Here is an 18,467-nt window from a genome sequence, read left to right as displayed (position 1 = left end):
ATGGGTCATACTGGTGCCAACAGAAAGGAAACCCTGTGACTCATGCTTTGTCATCCCGCGTCACTTCGCGGAAGCTGACCGTGTGTTCGATTCTGTTCATCAGTGTGAATGTTCTAGCAGCTGCCCATGAAGTGGTAGGCGGCGTCTATGGCGCGGTCGCCTCCACGGCGGGCCTCGCCGTGGGCGCTTCGTGCACGAGCGCTCTCGTCTGCATCCTGTTCCTCGCGTGGCTGGCACGCTTCACTCCATCGGTCTCTTCGTGGATCGCGGCGTTCAGTTGGGGCAGCGGTGGTGCACTCATTATTGCCGGCATCGGAAACGGAATGATCGACGCGGCTGTGGAGGCCACGTCGCTGGGCGAGGATGCCGCTGACGTTGTGACATCTGTTGTGACTGGACCCCTCGTCGAGGAAGCGGCGAAAGGCATCGGTGTGCTCATCATCATCCTCGCTGTCCGTCGTCTCTTGGAGCACCCTGCACAAGGTGCGGTGTTCGGAGCGCTCGTTGGCGCCGGTTTCGCATGGGGAGAGGATATTGGCTACTACGTGAGTGCTCTTGACCAGGGCATGAGCGGGTTGTGGGAGTCCTTCCTTGCTCGCGCTCTCCTCGGAGGGTACGGACACGCCGTTTACGCGGGAATTCTTGGCTGGGCACTTGCGTGGGCTTCGTTGCGCCGGCGAAACGTCCTCTCTGGCGTTCTCGTTGGAATCGGAGGGTATTTGGTGGCCGTCCTGGCTCACTCACAGGCTAATGCGGTGGGTTTCCTTGCCCCGGATGAGAACTGGAACCTCGTCTACGGCTGCGTCGAATTGCCTGTGCTCATCCTCGGCGTGGTACTTCTCGTCTGGGGAATGCGACGCCGACGAACTATTGTGGAGGCATGAGCGCACTCGATTGGCCAGTGGACGCGGACGGCTACCCTCACCGGGAAGCTGCCCGCGTCCTGTTATTCGACGGTGAGGGCAGGGTGCTGCTGGCGAAGGGACATGACGAGGACCAGCCTGAACGCTCATGGTGGTTCACGATCGGAGGAGGTATTGAGGCGGGTGAGGAACCCCGCGAGGCCGCCGTCCGTGAGGTCTATGAGGAAACCGGCTTACGCCTGGATGTGGATGATCTTCTCGGTCCTGTTCTGTATCGCCGTGCCCAGTTTGATTTCCTGGCCGTCACCGCGCGTCAGGATGAATGGTTCTTTATCGCTCGTGCTCCCTCAACAACCCTGAACGCTAACGGGTGGACTGATCTCGAACGCTCAGTTATCGACGCGCAAAAGTGGTGGGACATTGACGAGGCGGCAGCCAGCATTGACGGCGACGTCTACCCTGCGTGCATCCTCGACTGCGCCAGGCAATGGAAGCGCGGATGGGACGGCGAACTCCTCGAGCTGACCGATGCCCGCGAACCGTAGGCTATTGTGAGGCGGTGGACATGCCTAGTGGGGCGATCGTCAGAGACAGGTCAGGTACGTTGAGTTGGACGCCGACCTGCTCGCGTACTGCTGGTTTCGCGCAAAACGCGATACCGACACCGGCCTCGTTCATCATGGGGATGTCGTTGGCCCCATCGCCGATCGCAACCGTGCGCTCACGGGGGACACCGAGGGACGAGGCCCACTGACGTAGGCACTCCACCTTGACCTGGGCGGTGACGATGCGCCCGAGAACGCGGCCCGTCAAGACACCGTCGATCGCTTCTAAACGGTTAGCGGCGTAGAAGTCGATGCCGAGCGAAGCGGCGAGAGGCGCGACTACCTCTTCGAAGCCGCCGGAGACGACGCCGAATTTTCCGCCCGCGCCATGCACGGCGTTAATCAATTCGCGCGCCCCTGGCGTCGGCGTGATTTGCGCCAGAACCTGGGTAAAAACCGTGGTTGGAACACCCGCGAGGGTCGCGACGCGCTTACGCAGCGACTGGGCGAAGTCAAGTTCGCCGTTCATGGCGCGCGCAGTAATCTCGGCGACTCGCTCGCGCGTGCCAGCGGCGTCTGCCAGCTCCTCAATGACTTCCTGAGTAATCAATGTCGAATCGACATCGGTAACGACGAGGCCGGGTGCCCCACTGCGTGACAGCAACGGAACACCCGGCTCGTCAAGAAGGCGAGTCACGCTCACTTGCGAACGACCGTCCCCTTGGGGACGACTGTGATACCAGACTCAGTGACCGTGAAGCCGCGCTCAACGTCATGCTCGAGGTCAACACCAACGACGGCACCTTCCTCGACAACGACGTTCTTGTCCAGAATCGCCTTGACAACCTTCGAATGTCGACCCACGCGCGTGCCATGCATCACGACCGAATCCGAGAGCTGCGCCCACGAGTGGATGTAGGTGTTCGGGGAAATAATCGAGCGCACGATCTCGCCGCCCGAGACGATCACGCCGGGCGAAACAAAAGAATCCATTGCGTGACCCATACGATCCTGGTCGCCGTAGACGAACTTAGCCGGCGGCAGCGAGCCGTCGATCATTGTCATCGTCGGCCACCTGCGGTTGTACAGGTTGAACACCGGGTGCACCGAGATCAGGTCCATGTTCGCCTCGTAGTAGGCGTCCAGTGTGCCAACGTCGCGCCAGTAGTCGCGGTCGCGGTCGGTCGAACCTGGCACGTCGTTGTCCTGGAAGTCGTAGACGCCGCACTCGCCGCGCGAGACGAACCACGGGATGATGTTGCCACCCATGTCGTGTTTCGAGTCGGGGTCCTGGGCGTCCTCGCGCAGCGCGTTCACCAGGTCCTTCGTGGTAAACACGTAGTTACCCATCGACGCGAGCACCTTTGTGGGGTCATCCGGCAGACCTTCGGCATGCTTGGGCTTCTCGAGGAAATTCTTGACGACTCCGCCTTCACCGTCGATGACGCCCAACGCGGGAGCAAGTTCAATCGGCTGGCGGATGCCCGCGACTGTAGCCGGCAGGCCAGAGTCGATATGGTGCTGGACCATCTGAGAGAAGTCCATGCGGTAGATGTTGTCCGCTCCGATGATGACGATATAGTCGGGCTGCTCATCGTCCACGATGTTCAGCGACTGGTAAATCGCATCCGCACTGCCCAGATACCAGTGCGGCCCACGTCGCTGCTGAGCGGGAACGGGAGAAATGAAGTCGCCGAGCAGGGGAGAGGTGTACCAGGTCGTCGAGATATGGCGGTCGAGAGAGTGGGACTTGTACTGGGTCAGGACAACGATCTTGAGGTATCCGGAGTTGACGATGTTCGACAGGGCGAAATCGATCAGACGGAAATGACCTCCAAATGGAACGGCCGGTTTCGCGCGATCTGCCGTCAGCGGCATCAGACGCTTACCCTCACCGCCCGCAAGAACGATTGCCAGAACGTGGTTCTTTGCCATACGGCACCTCTTCGTTGGTCGACGTGGCCTGCATCGCCGCAGACCGTGGGTGTAGTCACACTGTATTACAAATGTCTATGGATTGCTACACCGTCTCGTTTCAATTTCGGTCGCGGTGATTTCCGATACTATGTGTTACACGCGTCGCTACTGTCGGAAGGACCACATCATGCGCGTCGATCTACTTACCCGCGAATACCCGCCTCACGTGTACGGCGGAGCGGGTGTCCATGTTCTCGAATTGGCTAAGGTACTGCGCGGACTCGTCGATGACCTGCGAGTGCAGGCATTTGACGGCCCCCGCGCCCCGGGGACCGATGGTGCAGACCCGGGGGTCACCGGCCATGCGGATCTGCCGCAGCTGGATGGGGCGAACGCAGCGTTGCGTACCCTCGGCGTCGATCTTGAGATCGCAGCTGCGTGCGAAGGTTCGGACCTGGTGCACTCGCACACGTGGTACGCCAACTTCGCGGGCCATGTCGCTTCGCTTCTGGGCGACATTCCTCACGTCGTTTCTGCGCACTCACTGGAGCCGCTGCGCCCCTGGAAGGCTGAGCAGCTCGGCGGCGGGTACCGCCTGTCCTCCTACGTGGAAAAGACTGCTTACGAGGCTGCCGCCGCTATCGTTGCTGTTTCCAATGGTATGCGAGAGGACATCCTGCGCTGCTACCCGAGCGTCGACCCAGCCCGCGTTCACGTCATCCACAACGGTATTGACCTGAGTAAGTGGCACGCGCCGGTTGGCGAGGCCGGGGAAGAGCTGCGTTCGCGCGTTCTGACCGAGCATGGCATCGACCCGACGCGCCGCACAGTGGTCTTCGTCGGTCGTATCACGCGTCAGAAGGGTCTGCCTTACTTCCTGCGCGCCGCCCGCCTGCTTCCAGACGATGTCCAGCTGGTCCTGTGCGCCGGCGCCCCGGACACCCCCGAGATCGCCGCGGAAGTTGAGGGCCTCGTCGCCGAGCTGCGTGCCACGCGCTCCGGTGTCGTGCTCATCTCCGAGATGCTCCCGCAGCCCGAGGTTGCTGCCATCCTGTCAGCCGCCCAGGTTTTTATCACCCCCTCCGTCTACGAGCCTCTTGGTATTGTCAACCTCGAGGCGATGGCGCTTGGCCTGCCCGTCGTTGGCACTGCGACCGGCGGTATCCCCGACGTTATCGTCGACGGAAAGACTGGCTACCTCGTTCCTATCGAGCAGATGCAGGACGGTACCGGCACGCCGCTTGACCCCGAGACCTTCGAGCGTGACATGGCCGACCGCCTCATCCGCGTGCTGGACGACCCCGAGCTTGGTCGCCGCATGGGCGAGGCAGGACTCGTGCGTGCTCGCGAGCACTTCTCTTGGCAAGCGATCGGCGTCAAGACCGCCGAGCTGTACCGCTCGCTCGTCTGAGGCGCGCTCGGTGTCCAACACGACTAGGCTTGATGCATGACTTACGTCCTGAATCTCTCTCACGTGTCTCTCCAGCGAGGAGACACTCAGGTACTATCCGACGTCTCGTGGTCAACACGTCCGCGCCAGCACTGGGTTATCGTTGGTCCTAACGGTGCGGGTAAGACGACGCTCGCGCGCGTCGCTTCCGGTCGGGTTGCCCCCGATGCGGGTGAGGTAGCCCTGTCCGAGACGGATCTCGCTCAAGTGGATCCTGCTGAGGCGGCGACACGAGTCGGATTGGCTTCGGCAGCCGTGGCAGCGAAAATCGTTCCCACGCAGTCGGTGTTGGACACCGTGCGCAGCGCGGCCTGGGGCCTCGCTGTCGCACACGACGAAGAATATGAGCAGGTCGACGATGAGCGCGCACGTGCGCTCATGGAGATCTTCGGCATCGATCACCTCGCAGAGCACGAGTTTTCCACGCTCTCCGAGGGCGAAGCGCAGCGGGTGATGCTGGCCCGCGCGCTCATGACAGACCCGGAGGTGCTCATTCTCGACGAGCCGACGTCCGGGCTTGACCTGGGGGCCCGCGAGCTGCTCATCACGGCACTGTCCGAGATCATGAAGGGTTCGAAGTCCCCGCAAATTATTCTCGTGACTCACCAGATCGAGGAGATTCCCGACGGCGCGACGCACTGCGCGATCATGTTGAAGGGGACGATCGCCCACCAGGGTCCCATCGAGGACGTTCTGACGGGTGTCAATCTTTCTGAAGTCTATGGCATGCCCCTGCTTGCCGGACGCACGGACGGGCGCTGGTGGGCGCGCGGCGTCACCGAATAGGAGTGTGGCCATGTGGTGGATGTGGATACTCGCTGCCCTTGTGTGCGGCATCGTCGAGGTGATGGCGGTCAGTTTCGTCTTCCTCATGCTTGCGATCGGCGCGCTGGCGGCCGGGATTGCCGGTGCGCTGGGAGCTAGCCTTGCGGTGCAGATGATCATTTTTGTGGTCGTCGCGGTTGCTCTCCTTTTCGTGGTGCGTCCCTTCCTCAAGGGCCGCGTGGAACGCTCGACGCCCGATGTGCGAACGAATGCGGACGCGTTGATCGGTCGGACAGGTTACGTGACAGAGATCGTTGGCGAGCGTAACGGGCGCATTCAGTTCTCTGGTGGGGAGTGGAGTGCCCGGACGGAGGGTCCGTCAATTCCGGTGGGTGTCGAGGTGTGCGTTGAGCGTATCGACGGTGCCACTGCAGTGGTTAGCGCGCTAAATCCCACGGGCGGTCCGACGAATCCTTACGCCGGTCACGTCTCCTGACGCGTGTTCGTTAGTCTTCTACTAAGAAAGGAAAGATGCGATGAATTCTGGTGAACTTGTCGCTAACATCGCGCTGGTTGTTATTTTCGCGGTGATCGTCTTCGTCGTCGTGGCGCTTGTGCGGGCGGTGAGGATCGTTCCGCAGTCGCGCGCATTCGTGATTGAACGGCTGGGCCGTTACCAGTCGATTCTCCGTGGCGGCTTTCATCTCCTGGTTCCCTTTGTGGATCGTGTTGCCGCGAATGTCGACCTGCGTGAGCAGGTCGCGAACTTTCCGCCCCAGCCCGTGATCACAGCCGACCAGGCCATGGTCTCAATCGATTCGGTGATCTACTTCCAGATCACTGACCCGCGCGGTGCGACCTATGAGGTAGCGAATTTCCTCCAGGCGATCGAACAGCTGACGGCCACGACCCTGCGTAACCTGATCGGTTCCCTTGATCTGGAGCAGACACAGACTTCGCGTGAGTCGATCAACAAGCAGCTGCGCGGAGTTCTCGACGAGGCCACGGGACCGTGGGGCATTCGCGTGACCCGCGTGGAACTGAAGTCCATTGAGCCGCCGCCGCGAGTGTTGGCTGCCATGGAACAGCAAATCACGGCAGAGCGTACGAAGCGTGCGACGATTCTGACGGCCGAGGCCGAGCGTGAGTCGCAGATCAAGAAGGCCGAGGGCGCCAAGCAGGCTGCTGTCCTAGCTGCGTCCGCCCAGCAGGAGGCGCAGGTTCTGCAGGCTAGGGGTCAGAAGGAGGCCTTGATTCTCCAGGCTGAGGGTGCGCGCCAGGCCCAGATCTTGCGCGCTCAGGGTGAGGCTGAGGCCATCCAGACGGTCTTCGCCGCGATCAACGCGGGCAAGGCGACGCCGGAGCTGCTCTCCTACAAGTATCTTGAGATGTTGCCGAAGATTGCCGACGGCCAGGCATCTAAGCTGTGGATGCTGCCATCCGATCTGACTGGCGCACTGGAATCCATCTCGAAGGGTTTCAACCTGGGCAAGTAGACTGGAAGCCACGCCGGGCCGACCGCAGTCCGCGGTCGGCCCGTGGTCTATTAAACGGGAGGGTTACGGTGGATTCTCATCAGGAATACGTGCTGCGCGAGGTTGCGCAGAAGAATATCCGTTTCATTCGTCTCTGGTTCACGGATGTCGCTGGTGTCTTGAAGTCGATTTCGATCGATCCGGGTGAGCTGGAGGATGCCTTTAGCGAGGGGATTGGTTTCGACGGCTCAGCCGTCGAGGGCCTTACGCGAGTGTTCGAGTCCGACATGCTCCTGATGCCCGACGCTTCGACCTTCCAGCTGTTGCCGTGGCGTTCTCACGAGGATCCTGTGGCGAGCATGTTCTGCGACGTGCTCATGCCGGACGGTCGTCACGCCCCTTCCGACCCTCGCGGCGTCCTTGAGCGCGTCGTCGAACGCGCGGCTGACGCGGGCTTCCGCGTCATGATGCACCCGGAGATTGAGTTTTATCTGTTGCGTCAGCCAGTTACTCCCGAGCGGATGATTCCGGTGGACCAGGCTGGTTACTTCGATCATGTTGCGCGCGGGGATTCGAACGATTTCAGGCGGCGCGCCGTGGGCATGCTGGAGGACATGGGGATCCCCGTCGAGTTTTCACACCACGAGGGAGGGCCCGGCCAAAACGAGATCGATTTGCGTGCCGTTGATCCGGTGCGCGCGGCTGACAATATCATGACGGCGCGTACCGTCATTGAGGAGGTGGCCCTGCGTGAGGATCTGGTCGCCACATTCATGCCCAAGCCTTTCATCGAGCACCCGGGGTCGGGCATGCACACGCATGTCTCGCTTTTTGAGGGCGAGGAGAATGCGTTCTTTTCGCCGTCGGGTCAGTATCGGCTGTCGGAGACGGGGAGACGGTTCATTGCGGGTCTGCTCGCGCATGCCGAAGAGATTGCGGCGGTTACGAATCAGCACGTGAACTCTTACAAGCGACTGTGGGGTGGGGGAGAGGCTCCTTCCTATGTGTGTTGGGGACACTTGAATCGTTCGGCGCTGGTGCGTGTGCCCCTGTACAAGCCGAAGAAGAGCGCGTCCGCTCGTATTGAGTATCGTGCTCCCGACCCGAGCGCCAACCCCTATTTGGCTTTCGCCGTGATGATTGCGGCAGGTTTGGATGGCATTGAGAAGAAGATGGATCTTATGCCCGAGGCCGAGGACAATGTGTGGGATCTGTCTGATCGTGAGCGTCAAGTCATGGGTATCCACGCGTTGCCCGCGTCGTTGTCGGATGCTGTTCGGGCGATGAAGAAGTCGGAGCTGGTGGCTTCTACGCTCGGTGAGCAGGTTTTTGACTATGTCATCCGTAACAAACGTAAGGAATGGACGGAGTATCGTCAGCAGATTACGCGCCAGGAGCTTGAGCAATTCCTGAAGGTTGTGCCCCGGTGATGCCCGACGATCTGCGGCTTGCCGGATTCCTTGACGCGAGGCGCACCCAGTCATTTCTTGACGAGCTGCCGAGGGGCGAATTGTGGGTGGGGGATCTGAGCGCATCGGCTGACCCTGACCAGGCGTTGCTTCAGGTTGTTCGCCTGCGTGAGGCGGACCCCGGCCTCGTCGATTCTTTGACGCGAGATGAACGGGCAAGGAAGCGCTTGTGCGCGATCATGGGCGGCAGCGGGTGGCTCGGTGATTACGTGATCGCACAGCCCGCGCGCGCGGCGTCCATCAACGAGGATCCGGGCGCGGCCCGGGATGTCTTGTACGAGGCAGTGGGGGCCCACGCGGTCGGTACGGGCGCGTGGGTCGCGGATCCGGCAGCCAGCTCCGACGACCTTCGCGCCGCTTATCGTCGGGTGCTCCTTGCCATTGCCGCAGATGACTTGACCAGTGGTGACCCGCAGGAAGTGATGCCGAGCGTGGGAAGGCGTCTCTCCGACCTGGTGGATGCCACACTCGACGCGGCGCTCGCTCTGGCTCGGCGCGACATCGACCCGGAGGGGTTGGTGCCATTCGCGGTCATCGCGATGGGGAAGACGGGTGCGCGCGAACTCAACTACATCTCGGACGTGGACGTCGTCTACGTTGCCGAAGCGGGGGCCGATGGTGACGAACGAGCTGCCCTCGAGGTAGCCACTCGTCTGGCTTCGAGCGCGGCCTCGGCCTGCTCGGGTCCCGGCAACGAAGCTCCTCTGTGGACGATCGACGTGAATCTGCGACCCGAGGGACGTAACGGTGTTCTGGTGCGCACAATCGAGTCCTATCACCAGTACTGGGATAAGTGGGCGCAGACGTGGGAGTTCCAGGCGCTGCTCAAAGCGCGCGCCTGTGCGGGTGATGTGAAGCTTGGTCGGTCGTTCGAGGAGGCCGCTCAGCCTTACGTGTGGAGCGCGTCGGGCAGGGACGGTTTCGTCGAGGCAGCGCGTGCGATGCGTCGTCGCGTCGAGGACAACATTTCGCGCACCCATGCCTCACGTGAACTCAAACTAGGCCGGGGTGGACTACGCGACGTCGAGTTTACCGTGCAGCTCCTGCAGCTGGTCCACGGGCGCACCGACGCCTTCTTGCGCGTACGCTCGACGCTGGAAGCTATCGAAGCGCTGCGTGAGGGCGGCTACATCGCTCGTTCCGACGCTGACCAGCTGTCCTCCTGCTACCGCTTCCTGCGCGCCTTCGAGCATCGCACGCAGCTGCCACGCATGCACCGCAACCACCTGATTCCTGACAGGGACCGCGACCTGCGTATTCTCGGGCGCGCCATGGATCCGGTGCGTTATCCGGATGCCGATTCGATTCGAGTGGCCATTGACGACGTGCGCTCGCGTGTCCGTGCCTTGCACGAGGATGTTTTCTACCGTCCGATTGTTGCCGCCACCGCGTCGCTTCGCGACGACGAGGCCTCCCTGCATGCCGATGGCGCGCGCGATCGCCTGGCCGCCATCGGCTACCGCGACCCTGTCGGTGCCCTCACACACATCGGTGCGCTCACGCGAGGAACGAGTCGCCGTGCCGCCATTCAACGTCATTTGTTACCTGTGTTCATCTCGTGGCTGGCGGACGGCGCGGACCCCGATATGGGCCTGCTGAATTTCCGTATCCTCTCTGAAAACATCGGAGAATCGCACTGGTATCTGGCGCTTCTGCGCGACTCCGGCGTGGCTGCCCGCAGGCTGATGACGATGCTGCCGAACTCCCGTTGGATTGCCGATGCCCTCTCTAAGCGTCCCGAGGCTGTCGCCTGGTTGGACGATGATGCGGAGCTAGCGCCGCGCCCACGGGAACGGCTCGAGCGAGAGGTCGGTGCGCTCATTGACCGCCACGACGATGCGGCGGACGCCGCNGCGGGAGGATGCCAAGCGCTGGGGGAGCACGCGGGCCAGAGTCGTCTTCGTCGCGATGGGGCGATACGGTGGTCGCGAATGCTCCTATGCCTCCGACGCAGACGTCATCGCTGTGCACGAGGCGGTCGGCGGCGCCTCCGACTCTGAGGCCGCGGCCAGCGCCACTGTCATTGTGAACCGTGTGAAGAACTTACTCGGATCTGCGACCAGTCAGCTCGGCATCGTCGTTGACTTGGACCTGCGCCCCGAGGGTAAGAACGGTCCGATGAGCCGCACGTTAGAATCCCACGAGGAATACGCCGCGCGTTGGGCGTCCACGTGGGAGCGCCAGGCGGCTGTGCGCGCACGTCCCATTGGTGACAGTGAGCTGGACGAGCGTGCCCGCGCCCTTTTCGAGTCTATGGCCTACCGGGAGGTGAGCGAGGCTGAGGTGCGTGACATTCGTCTGCTGAAGGCCCGGATGGAGAACGAACGCCTGCCGCGCGGCAGCGAGCCTGCCCGACACGTTAAGCTCGGCCCCGGTGGCCTCTCCGATGTCGAGTGGACGATCCAGCTGATTCAGATGCGCTTTGGGCGCGATGTTGCGGCCCTGCGAACCCCTTCGACGATCAGAGCCATCGTTGCGGCCCGAGACGAGGGACTCCTGGCCGCCAGTGACGCTGACATCCTCCTAAACGCCTGGGATCTTGCCGCTCGCATCCGCGCGGGTAACACCTTGGCGAGTGGGCGTATGAGCGGTGTGAAGCTTGACGTTTTGCCTCGTGACAGCGCGGAGCTGGGTGCGCTTGCCGCTATCCTCGGATACGGGAGTGGCGGGCTGACCGCCCTCGAAGAGGACTGGTTGCGTGGTGCACGACAAGCGCGCGACGTGATGGAACGAACTTTCTGGGAGCAGCAGTGAAGATTGTGCTGGTACGGCACGGACAGACCCCAGCAAATCGACTGGGGGCCCTCGACACGGTCCGCCCCGGCCTCGGCCTGACCGTCGAGGGCATGGTTCAGGCAAGCCGCCTCGCACAGCGGTGGGAGGTGGAGGTTGCCGCTCCTCCTACTCTCATCGCCTTGTCTGGCCTGCATCGTACGCGCCTGACGGCCGCGCCGCTGGCTGCGCGCTACGGGCTCACGCCGCTCGTGTGCCCGGGGATCCGCGAACTGCGCTCGGGNCAGGAGGACCGAGGGGCAGCCGACAGGGGAGTGCCCACCGCCACTGCCCTCGTGCTGACGTTCGACGGCACGTGGGAGGACCTCGCGCCCGGAACGTGCGCCATGCGGGTCTTCTACACCCCGACTACCCGATAGTCGACATGCCCCTGGGGAAAGGCCACGACCTCGTTGCCGTCCTGTGACGGTCTTTACGTTTGTTCGCGTGAGCGCCACACACCTGGAAGGCTCCCCTCAACGCGATAGAATGTGCCGGTATCTATCCACCCAACAGGGAGAAGTGATGTCGGGACACTCTAAGTGGGCGACCACTAAGCACAAGAAGGCCGCCATTGACGCCAAGCGCGGCAAGCTCTTCGCGCGCCTCATCAAGAACATCGAGGTTGCAGCTCGCACGGGCGGCGGCGACCCCGCTGGTAACCCGACGCTGTACGACGCCATCCAGAAGGCAAAGAAGAACTCAGTTCCCGCCGACAACATCGACCGCGCCGTCAAGCGTGGCTCCGGTGCCGAGGCCGGTGGCGCCAACTACGAGACCATCATGTACGAGGGCTACGGCCCGAGCGGTGTGGCGTTCCTCGTTGAATGCCTGACGGATAATCGTAATCGCGCCGCCTCCGACGTGCGCCTGGGTTTCACCCGCCACGGCGGCTCGCTTGCCGATCCGGGTTCGGTTTCCTACCTGTTCTCCCGCCGCGGTGTCGTCGAAGTGCCTGCCGCCGACGGTGTCGATGAGGAGGCCATCATGATGTCCGTCCTCGACNTGTCTAATACGGGCACGACCATCTTCGAGTGGGCTCCCGGCTTCGCCCCGGCCTCGGCCTCCGAGCTGGCCAAGGGCCTGCACGCCCTGACCTGGAACGACCGTGCCCTCGATCAGTGGGACTGAGGCTGGCGCTCCTCGCCTGACGGTCCGTCGGTGGGGGCGACGAACTCTGAGACCTCGTAGGGGAAGGACCGGTACGTGAAGTAGCCCTCCAGGTAGGAGCGGTGCTCCTCGCACGCCAGCCACGTCTTCGTGCGGGCGCGGTGGATCGCCGGGTTGCGCCAGTCGATCCGATAGATCGCGGCGTTCGTACATTCGCGCGCCGAGCAGATGCCCGAGGCGCTTTCGACTCCCAGAGCCATGGTGTCCTCCCGATGCGGTTACGCTTGGAAGTATGCCAACCCTCGTACTCGTTCGCCACGCGCAGGCCGCCTACAGCTACCCCGACCGCTCCCGCCCCCTCACCGAGGCCGGCGTCGACCAGGCCGCGCGCCTCGGAGCGACCCTCGCCCGCGAGGTCGGCACATTCAGCGTCGCCGTCTCCTCCGACGCCCAGCGCGCCCGCGAAACCTTCGCGGCGATCCTCACGCGCGCGGGCGCCGACGATGCCTGGTACGACCGCTCCATCTACGACGGCGGCGAGGAAGAAATCATCGAGCTGGCCCGAACCTTCACCGGGCAGGCCGGCCTGATCGTCGGGCACGAACCCGTCATCTCCTACGCCGGATACATCCTCGCCCGCCAGGAGGACCGAGGGGCAGCCGACAGGGGAGTGCCCACCGCCACTGCCCTCGTGCTGACGTTCGACGGCACGTGGGAGGACCTCGCGCCCGGAACGTGCGCCATGCGGGTCTTCTACACCCCGACTACCCGATAGTCGACATGCCCCTGGGGAAAGGCCACGACCTCGTTGCCGTCCTGTGACGGTCTTTACGTTTGTTCGCGTGAGCGCCACACACCTGGAAGGCTCCCCTCAACGCGATAGAATGTGCCGGTATCTATCCACCCAACAGGGAGAAGTGATGTCGGGACACTCTAAGTGGGCGACCACTAAGCACAAGAAGGCCGCCATTGACGCCAAGCGCGGCAAGCTCTTCGCGCGCCTCATCAAGAACATCGAGGTTGCAGCTCGCACGGGCGGCGGCGACCCCGCTGGTAACCCGACGCTGTACGACGCCATCCAGAAGGCAAAGAAGAACTCAGTTCCCGCCGACAACATCGACCGCGCCGTCAAGCGTGGCTCCGGTGCCGAGGCCGGTGGCGCCAACTACGAGACCATCATGTACGAGGGCTACGGCCCGAGCGGTGTGGCGTTCCTCGTTGAATGCCTGACGGATAATCGTAATCGCGCCGCCTCCGACGTGCGCCTGGGTTTCACCCGCCACGGCGGCTCGCTGGCCGATCCGGGTTCGGTTTCCTACCTGTTCTCCCGCCGCGGTGTCGTCGAAGTGCCTGCCGCCGACGGTGTCGATGAGGAGGCCATCATGATGGCCGTCCTCGACGCCGGAGCCGAGGAAGTCGAGGACGCCGGCGAGCTTTTCATCATCGAGTCCGACCCTAAGGACGTCGTCGCTGTGCGCACTGCCCTGCAGGAGGCCGGCATCGATTACGATTCCGCCGAAGTCCAGTTCGTCGCTTCCACCGAGGTAGAGCTCGACCTTGAAGCTGCCCTCAAGGTCAACAAGCTTATCGACGTCCTCGAGGACTCCGACGATGTGCAGAATATTTACACGAACATGTCGCTGAGCGACGAGGTCCGCGCCCAACTAGAAGAACAGGAGTGAGCGTGAGCGATAACACACCGAAGCGTGAGGTCGGTACCCCGCAGGTCAAGCGTGGAATGGCACAGATGCTCAAGGGCGGCGTCATCATGGACGTCGTCACCCCCGAGCAAGCCAAGATCGCCGAGGACGCTGGTGCCGTCGCCGTCATGGCACTTGAGCGCGTCCCCGCCGACATCCGTGCGCAGGGTGGCGTGGCCCGTATGTCCGACCCCGATCTGATCGAAGGCATCATCGAGGCCGTGTCGATCCCCGTCATGGCCAAGGCCCGCATCGGTCACTTCGTCGAGGCCCAAGTCCTGCAGTCCCTGGGTGTCGACTACATCGACGAGTCCGAGGTTCTCACTCCCGCTGACTACAGTCACCACATCGACAAGTGGAACTTCACCGTTCCCTTCGTGTGTGGTGCCACTAACCTCGGTGAGGCCCTGCGCCGCATCAACGAGGGCGCGGCCATGATCCGCTCGAAGGGCGAGGCCGGCACCGGCGACGTCTCCAATGCGACCACGCACATGCGCAAGATCCGCGACGAGATCCGTCACCTGACCTCCCTGCCCGAAGATGAACTCTACGTCGCGGCCAAGGAACTGCAGGCCCCATACGAACTCGTCGCCGAGGTCGCCCGCGAGGGACGTCTGCCCGTCGTGCTCTTCACGGCTGGCGGTATCGCCACCCCCGCCGACGCAGCCATGATGATGCAGCTGGGCGCTGAGGGCGTCTTCGTTGGTTCGGGCATCTTTAAGTCGGGTGACCCTGCCAAGCGTGCTGCCGCCATCGTCAAGGCCACGACCTTCTACGACGATCCGTCCGTCATCGCCGAGGTCTCGCGCGGCCTGGGTGAGGCCATGGTCGGCATTAACGTCGACGACCTGCCGGTCGATCACCGCCTCGCGGAGCGCGGATGGTGACCATCGGCGTTCTCGCCCTGCAGGGCGATGTCGCAGAGCACGTGCGGGCGCTGGAAAACTCCGGCGCCCGCGTGCTGCTAGTGCGCAGGCAGAGTGAACTCGAAGCAGTCGATGGCCTGGTCATCCCCGGCGGCGAATCGACGACCATGTCGAATTTGCTGCTCTCTTTTGACCTATTCGATGCGCTGGGTGCGCGCATTAGGGCCGGAATGCCCGTTTACGGGACGTGCGCGGGCATGATCATGCTCGCTTCCACCATTCTGGACGGACGCGAAGACCAGCGTTCCTTCGGCGCGCTTGACATGGTCGTTCGCCGCAACGCCTTTGGGCGCCAGGTGGACTCCTACGAGGAGGACCTGGACGTGACTGGTCTTCAGGGCGGTCCCTTCCACGCCGTCTTTATCCGTGCCCCATGGGTTGAGTCGGTGGGCGAGGGAGTCGAGGTCATTGCGCGCGCCGGTAACAGTGCTGACGGTCCGATCGTCGCGGTGCGCCGCGGTCGCATCATGGCGACGTCTTTCCACCCCGAGGTAGGTGGCGACGACCGTATCCACGGCCTCTTCGTCGACATGGTGGCCCGCGCCTGATGCGCGTGATGGGCATCGACCCTGGCCTGACGCGCTGCGGCCTCGGTGTCGTCGACGTCGATGAGTCGCGGCGCGCGAGCCTCGTCTACGTGGGCGTCGCGCGCACCGACAAGGACCTGGCCACGCACTTTCGCCTGCGCACTATCGCCGACGCGATAGACACCGTCATTGAGCAGTACCGGCCCGAGGTCGTCGCGATTGAGCGCGTGTTCGCGCAGGACAACCTACAGTCGGTGACGACGACCATGCAGGTGATGGGTGCGGCTATGACGTGCGTGGGCCGAGCAGGCCTGCCGATGGCGGTCCATACACCGTCGGAAGTCAAATCCGCTGTATCCGGCAACGGAAACGCTGGCAAGGCCCAGGTGCAGACGATGGTCGCTCGCATTCTTGGCCTCGCCAAGGCACCCAAGCCCGCGGATGCCGCGGATGCGCTCGCGATCGCAATCACGCACGCATGGAGGGGGACCGGCCTGCTGGGAGCGCCCGAGGATTCCGCGGTCGCGATTTCGATCTCGGGTCGCCTGACGTCGCGCGGGTCTATGACCCCGGCGCAGCGGGCGTGGGCCGAGGCGCAGGCGGCGCAACGCCGAACAGGTGCCGTCGATCCGCGCCGGCGTCGCGGTTAGAATCGTACATATGTTCGCTCGCGCAATCGCCGAGTGATTCGTCAGGGAAAGGACCGCAGTGATCTCGATTCTGCGCGGCATTGCCGTGAGCGTCGGACTCGACCATATCGATGTCGTGGTGGGAGGCATCGGCTTCCGCGTCCACGTGACCCCCGCCTTCGCGCAGGCGGCCCCGCGCGATGAGGAGATCACCGTGTACACCTCGATGATCGTGCGCGAGGATTCGATGACGCTGTACGGCTTCGAGTCGGCGGACGAGCGCGACGTCTTCACGACGCTGATGTCCGTCTCCGGTATCGGCCCGAAGATCGCCCTGGCCGCTCTGGCCGTCCTGCGCCCCGACGACCTGCGCCGCGCCGTGCGAGACCAGGACCTGGTAGCCCTCCAGCGCATCCCCGGAGTCGGCAAGAAGTCCGCCCAGCGCATGGCCCTCGAAATAGGTGACAAGCTGGGCACTCCTGCGAGTCTGCCCGAGGCAGCCCCCGCCCCCGCACCCAGTCAGGATGCGGTCGCCACCGAAGTCAGCGCCGCCCTCGTCGGCTTAGGCTGGTCCGAGGCGCAGGCCGCCAAGGCCATCGAGAAACTCGCGGGCAGCGGACTGGGAGCCTCCGATATGCTGCGTGCCGCGCTGGTCGCCTTGGGAGGCGGTCGTGGCTGAGCAGCCAGATATTGAGACGATGCGTATCGTCGCTCCGGATGCTGGCGAGCTGGAGCGCGCCGCCGAGGCGGCATTGCGCCCGAAGAAGCTCTCTGAGTTCGTTGGCCAGCGTGTTGTACGCGGCCAGCTCCAGCTTGTCCTGGACGCTGCGCGTATGCGCTCGGCGTCCCCCGATCATGTTCTGCTCGCAGGTCCACCGGGACTAGGCAAGACAACCCTCGCGATGATCATCGCCGCTGAGATGGGTACGTCTTTGCGCCTGACCTCCGGACCCGCGATTCAACACGCCGGTGACCTGGCCGCGATCCTGTCGGGCCTGCAGGAAGGCGACATCCTCTTTATCGACGAGATCCACCGCCTGGCGCGCACCGCCGAGGAAATGCTCTACCTTGCGATGGAAGACTTTCGCGTGGATGTGGTCGTGGGTAAAGGTCCCGGTGCAACATCTATCCCGCTGACCCTGCCACCTTTCACAGTCGTCGGTGCGACGACTCGTTCGGGCCTGCTGCCCGCGCCGCTGCGTGACCGCTTCGGCTTCACCGCCCACCTCGAGTTCTACGAAACCGAGGAACTCCAGTCGGTCGTCACGCGGTCGGCTTCTCTCCTGGGATCGCCCATTGATGCGCGCGCCGCTCACGAGATTGCATCTCGCTCGCGTGGGACTCCTCGCATCGCCAATCGCCTGCTGCGTCGCGTCGTCGACTACGCGCAAGTGCACGGTGATGGAACACTGACACTGGAGGCGGCGCGCGGCGCCCTGGAGCTTTTCGAGGTTGATCCCTCGGGACTCGATCGTCTGGACCGAGCCGTTCTCGATGCTGTGTGTCGTCGTTTTGCGGGGGGGCCGGTGGGCCTCACAACCCTGTCCGTCACCATAGGCGAAGAGGCAGAAACCGTCGAAACCGTCGCTGAACCCTATCTCGTGCGCGAAGGATTCCTGATACGAACCAATCGTGGACGCATGGCCACCCCGAAAGCCTGGGACCATCTGGGCCTGAACCCACCAACCCCCGTCGGATCACTCTTCGACTAGGGGAGCGGGCCTCGTCCACCGGTATGACACGAAGGCGTACACCTGATGACAGCGCACGAAGTGTCGGTTGATGCGCCGCGCCGCATGGACACCGCTTAGGCCAAAATCCTCCCTCGGCATTAGACTGGCAAGGTGCGCTCGACGCGCCCAACCGTCATCGAAAGTGAAACAGCCTTTATGAGCAACAACCTACCCTTCTACCTCATGGCCGCCGCCGCCATCTTGTTCATGGTGTGGACATCGCGCTCCCGCAAGAAGCAGATGGAGAAGATGGAGCAAGAGAAACGTGACCAGCTCGCCGCTGTTACCCCCGGAAAGTGGGTGCGTACCCGCGTCGGCTTCTGGGGTCGGTTCGTCGACCTGGACGGCGACATTGTTGTCCTGGAAACCAGCGATGGCCACGAGATGTACTGGGAGCGTGAAATGATCGCCGAAATTGGCGGCCAACCGCCCTTGGCCACGACTGAAGAAAGCGAGGCGGAGGAGACATCTGACGCCCCAGAGTCGGCGGACGAGGATGAGGCCGTCCTCGGGCTCGACGACACGGGCGCGCAGTCCTCGACCCAGGACTCCGACGAGCAGCAGAAGTAAGACAAGGCTGAACGGA

The 18,467-nt window shown here is 63.3% G+C and carries 21 protein-coding genes and 1 pseudogene; 19 read left to right on the top strand and 3 right to left on the bottom strand.

Going from position 1 to position 18,467, the window contains the following annotated elements; all coding sequences use genetic code 11:
- The first annotated feature begins 35 nt into the window (after positions 1-35).
- Positions 36-884, top strand: a complete 849-nt coding sequence (locus BQ7477_RS07370; protein WP_073983393.1) for a PrsW family intramembrane metalloprotease — start codon at positions 36-38, stop codon at positions 882-884.
- Entirely contained in the window at positions 881-1,408 is a 528-nt protein-coding gene (locus BQ7477_RS07365) for an NUDIX hydrolase (protein WP_073983392.1), read from the top strand. The genes BQ7477_RS07370 and BQ7477_RS07365 overlap by 4 nt, the downstream gene beginning before the upstream one ends.
- A 1-nt stretch (position 1,409) precedes the next feature.
- On the opposite strand, the gene serB is transcribed toward BQ7477_RS07365, so the two are convergent.
- Positions 1,410-2,105 (bottom strand): phosphoserine phosphatase SerB, encoded by a 696-nt coding sequence (gene serB, locus BQ7477_RS07360; RefSeq protein ID WP_073983391.1) that lies wholly within the window; start codon positions 2,103-2,105, stop codon positions 1,410-1,412.
- A 2-nt stretch (positions 2,106-2,107) separates the two neighbouring features.
- Complete coding sequence (locus BQ7477_RS07355) at positions 2,108-3,343, bottom strand: glucose-1-phosphate adenylyltransferase (RefSeq protein ID WP_073983390.1); 1,236 nt, start codon at positions 3,341-3,343, stop codon at positions 2,108-2,110.
- A gap of 169 nt (positions 3,344-3,512) precedes the next feature.
- Here BQ7477_RS07355 and glgA point away from each other — a divergent pair, with 169 nt between their 5' ends.
- From glgA to BQ7477_RS07315, 9 genes and pseudogenes are all read left to right on the top strand, one after another.
- A complete protein-coding gene (gene glgA / locus BQ7477_RS07350) occupies positions 3,513-4,736 on the top strand; it encodes a glycogen synthase (protein ID WP_073983389.1) in 1,224 nt (407 codons plus the stop codon).
- Between the two features lie 36 nt (positions 4,737-4,772).
- On the top strand, positions 4,773-5,561 hold the full coding sequence (locus BQ7477_RS07345) for an ABC transporter ATP-binding protein (protein WP_073983388.1): 789 nt from the start codon (positions 4,773-4,775) through the stop codon (positions 5,559-5,561).
- Between the two features lie 10 nt (positions 5,562-5,571).
- On the top strand, positions 5,572-6,036 hold the full coding sequence (locus BQ7477_RS07340) for an NfeD family protein (protein WP_073983387.1): 465 nt from the start codon (positions 5,572-5,574) through the stop codon (positions 6,034-6,036).
- 40 nt (positions 6,037-6,076) lie between these two features.
- On the top strand, positions 6,077-7,036 hold the full coding sequence (locus tag BQ7477_RS07335; protein ID WP_073983386.1) for an SPFH domain-containing protein: 960 nt from the start codon (positions 6,077-6,079) through the stop codon (positions 7,034-7,036).
- A 68-nt stretch (positions 7,037-7,104) separates the two neighbouring features.
- The gene (locus BQ7477_RS07330; protein ID WP_073983385.1) at positions 7,105-8,445 is read left to right on the top strand and encodes a glutamine synthetase family protein; all 1,341 of its coding nucleotides are present in this window, start codon (positions 7,105-7,107) and stop codon (positions 8,443-8,445) included.
- A complete protein-coding gene (locus BQ7477_RS07325; protein ID WP_234968723.1) occupies positions 8,445-10,484 on the top strand; it encodes a bifunctional [glutamine synthetase] adenylyltransferase/[glutamine synthetase]-adenylyl-L-tyrosine phosphorylase in 2,040 nt (679 codons plus the stop codon). Before BQ7477_RS07330 ends, BQ7477_RS07325 begins: the two co-directional genes overlap by 1 nt.
- A complete protein-coding gene (locus tag BQ7477_RS12420) occupies positions 10,393-11,238 on the top strand; it encodes a [protein-PII] uridylyltransferase family protein (protein ID WP_234968722.1) in 846 nt (281 codons plus the stop codon). Before BQ7477_RS07325 ends, BQ7477_RS12420 begins: the two co-directional genes overlap by 92 nt.
- A pseudogene (locus tag BQ7477_RS07320) lies at positions 11,235-11,519 on the top strand (histidine phosphatase family protein); the annotation flags it as partial. The gene BQ7477_RS12420 and the pseudogene BQ7477_RS07320, both read left to right, overlap by 4 nt.
- A 262-nt stretch (positions 11,520-11,781) precedes the next feature.
- Entirely contained in the window at positions 11,782-12,387 is a 606-nt protein-coding gene (locus tag BQ7477_RS07315) for a YebC/PmpR family DNA-binding transcriptional regulator (protein WP_234968721.1), read from the top strand.
- Here the strand turns inward: BQ7477_RS07315 and BQ7477_RS07310 are convergent.
- Positions 12,375-12,626: a hypothetical protein gene (locus BQ7477_RS07310; protein WP_073983384.1), complete on the bottom strand. Its 252-nt coding sequence runs from the start codon at positions 12,624-12,626 to the stop codon at positions 12,375-12,377. The two genes, BQ7477_RS07315 and BQ7477_RS07310, sit on opposite strands and share 13 nt — an antisense overlap.
- Before the next feature lie 32 nt (positions 12,627-12,658).
- Between BQ7477_RS07310 and BQ7477_RS07305 the strand changes: the two genes are divergently transcribed.
- The 8 genes from BQ7477_RS07305 (at position 12,659) to yajC (ending at position 18,451) form a co-directional block, all read left to right on the top strand.
- Positions 12,659-13,141: a SixA phosphatase family protein gene (locus tag BQ7477_RS07305; RefSeq protein ID WP_073983383.1), complete on the top strand. Its 483-nt coding sequence runs from the start codon at positions 12,659-12,661 to the stop codon at positions 13,139-13,141.
- A 145-nt stretch (positions 13,142-13,286) separates the two neighbouring features.
- Positions 13,287-14,048, top strand: coding sequence for a YebC/PmpR family DNA-binding transcriptional regulator (locus BQ7477_RS07300; RefSeq protein WP_073983382.1), 762 nt, complete (start codon positions 13,287-13,289; stop codon positions 14,046-14,048).
- Positions 14,045-14,953, top strand: a complete 909-nt coding sequence (gene pdxS / locus BQ7477_RS07295; RefSeq protein ID WP_390883761.1) for a pyridoxal 5'-phosphate synthase lyase subunit PdxS — start codon at positions 14,045-14,047, stop codon at positions 14,951-14,953. Before BQ7477_RS07300 ends, pdxS begins: the two co-directional genes overlap by 4 nt.
- Positions 14,947-15,540 carry a pyridoxal 5'-phosphate synthase glutaminase subunit PdxT gene (pdxT, locus tag BQ7477_RS07290; RefSeq protein WP_073983380.1) on the top strand — a complete coding sequence of 198 codons (594 nt, stop codon included), beginning with the start codon at positions 14,947-14,949 and terminating at the stop codon, positions 15,538-15,540. Before pdxS ends, pdxT begins: the two co-directional genes overlap by 7 nt.
- Positions 15,540-16,169 carry a crossover junction endodeoxyribonuclease RuvC gene (gene ruvC / locus BQ7477_RS07285; RefSeq protein WP_073983379.1) on the top strand — a complete coding sequence of 210 codons (630 nt, stop codon included), beginning with the start codon at positions 15,540-15,542 and terminating at the stop codon, positions 16,167-16,169. Before pdxT ends, ruvC begins: the two co-directional genes overlap by 1 nt.
- Before the next feature lie 58 nt (positions 16,170-16,227).
- Complete coding sequence (gene ruvA / locus BQ7477_RS07280; RefSeq protein ID WP_073983378.1) at positions 16,228-16,827, top strand: Holliday junction branch migration protein RuvA; 600 nt, start codon at positions 16,228-16,230, stop codon at positions 16,825-16,827.
- A 19-nt stretch (positions 16,828-16,846) separates the two neighbouring features.
- On the top strand, positions 16,847-17,860 hold the full coding sequence (ruvB, locus tag BQ7477_RS07275; protein ID WP_129582534.1) for a Holliday junction branch migration DNA helicase RuvB: 1,014 nt from the start codon (positions 16,847-16,849) through the stop codon (positions 17,858-17,860).
- 177 nt (positions 17,861-18,037) lie between these two features.
- On the top strand, positions 18,038-18,451 hold the full coding sequence (gene yajC / locus BQ7477_RS07270) for a preprotein translocase subunit YajC (RefSeq protein ID WP_073983376.1): 414 nt from the start codon (positions 18,038-18,040) through the stop codon (positions 18,449-18,451).
- Positions 18,452-18,467 lie beyond the last annotated feature (16 nt).

This window comes from Actinomyces bouchesdurhonensis (assembly GCF_900128465.1).
GTDB classification, from domain to species: Bacteria; Actinomycetota; Actinomycetes; order Actinomycetales; family Actinomycetaceae; genus Pauljensenia; species Pauljensenia bouchesdurhonensis.
Note: the sequence above shows the minus strand (reverse complement) of the source record. Positions and strands in the feature narration are given on the sequence as shown.

Excerpts from the sequence above, each read along its gene's own strand:
- BQ7477_RS07335 (WP_073983386.1), top strand. The coding sequence starts at position 6,077 with ATGAATTCTGGTGAACTTGTCGCTAACATCGCGCTGGTTGTTATTTTC.
- ruvC (WP_073983379.1), top strand. The coding sequence starts at position 15,540 with ATGCGCGTGATGGGCATCGACCCTGGCCTGACGCGCTGCGGCCTCGGT.
- BQ7477_RS07355 (WP_073983390.1), bottom strand. The coding sequence starts at position 3,343 with ATGGCAAAGAACCACGTTCTGGCAATCGTTCTTGCGGGCGGTGAGGGT.
- BQ7477_RS07305 (WP_073983383.1), top strand. The coding sequence starts at position 12,659 with ATGCCAACCCTCGTACTCGTTCGCCACGCGCAGGCCGCCTACAGCTAC.
- glgA (WP_073983389.1), top strand. The coding sequence starts at position 3,513 with ATGCGCGTCGATCTACTTACCCGCGAATACCCGCCTCACGTGTACGGC.
- ruvB (WP_129582534.1), top strand. The coding sequence starts at position 16,847 with ATGCGTATCGTCGCTCCGGATGCTGGCGAGCTGGAGCGCGCCGCCGAG.
- BQ7477_RS07345 (WP_073983388.1), top strand. The coding sequence starts at position 4,773 with ATGACTTACGTCCTGAATCTCTCTCACGTGTCTCTCCAGCGAGGAGAC.
- BQ7477_RS07365 (WP_073983392.1), top strand. The coding sequence starts at position 881 with ATGAGCGCACTCGATTGGCCAGTGGACGCGGACGGCTACCCTCACCGG.
- BQ7477_RS12420 (WP_234968722.1), top strand. The coding sequence starts at position 10,393 with ATGGGGCGATACGGTGGTCGCGAATGCTCCTATGCCTCCGACGCAGAC.
- pdxT (WP_073983380.1), top strand. The coding sequence starts at position 14,947 with ATGGTGACCATCGGCGTTCTCGCCCTGCAGGGCGATGTCGCAGAGCAC.
- BQ7477_RS07340 (WP_073983387.1), top strand. The coding sequence starts at position 5,572 with ATGTGGTGGATGTGGATACTCGCTGCCCTTGTGTGCGGCATCGTCGAG.
- yajC (WP_073983376.1), top strand. The coding sequence starts at position 18,038 with ATGAGCAACAACCTACCCTTCTACCTCATGGCCGCCGCCGCCATCTTG.
- BQ7477_RS07300 (WP_073983382.1), top strand. The coding sequence starts at position 13,287 with ATGTCGGGACACTCTAAGTGGGCGACCACTAAGCACAAGAAGGCCGCC.
- BQ7477_RS07310 (WP_073983384.1), bottom strand. The coding sequence starts at position 12,626 with ATGGCTCTGGGAGTCGAAAGCGCCTCGGGCATCTGCTCGGCGCGCGAA.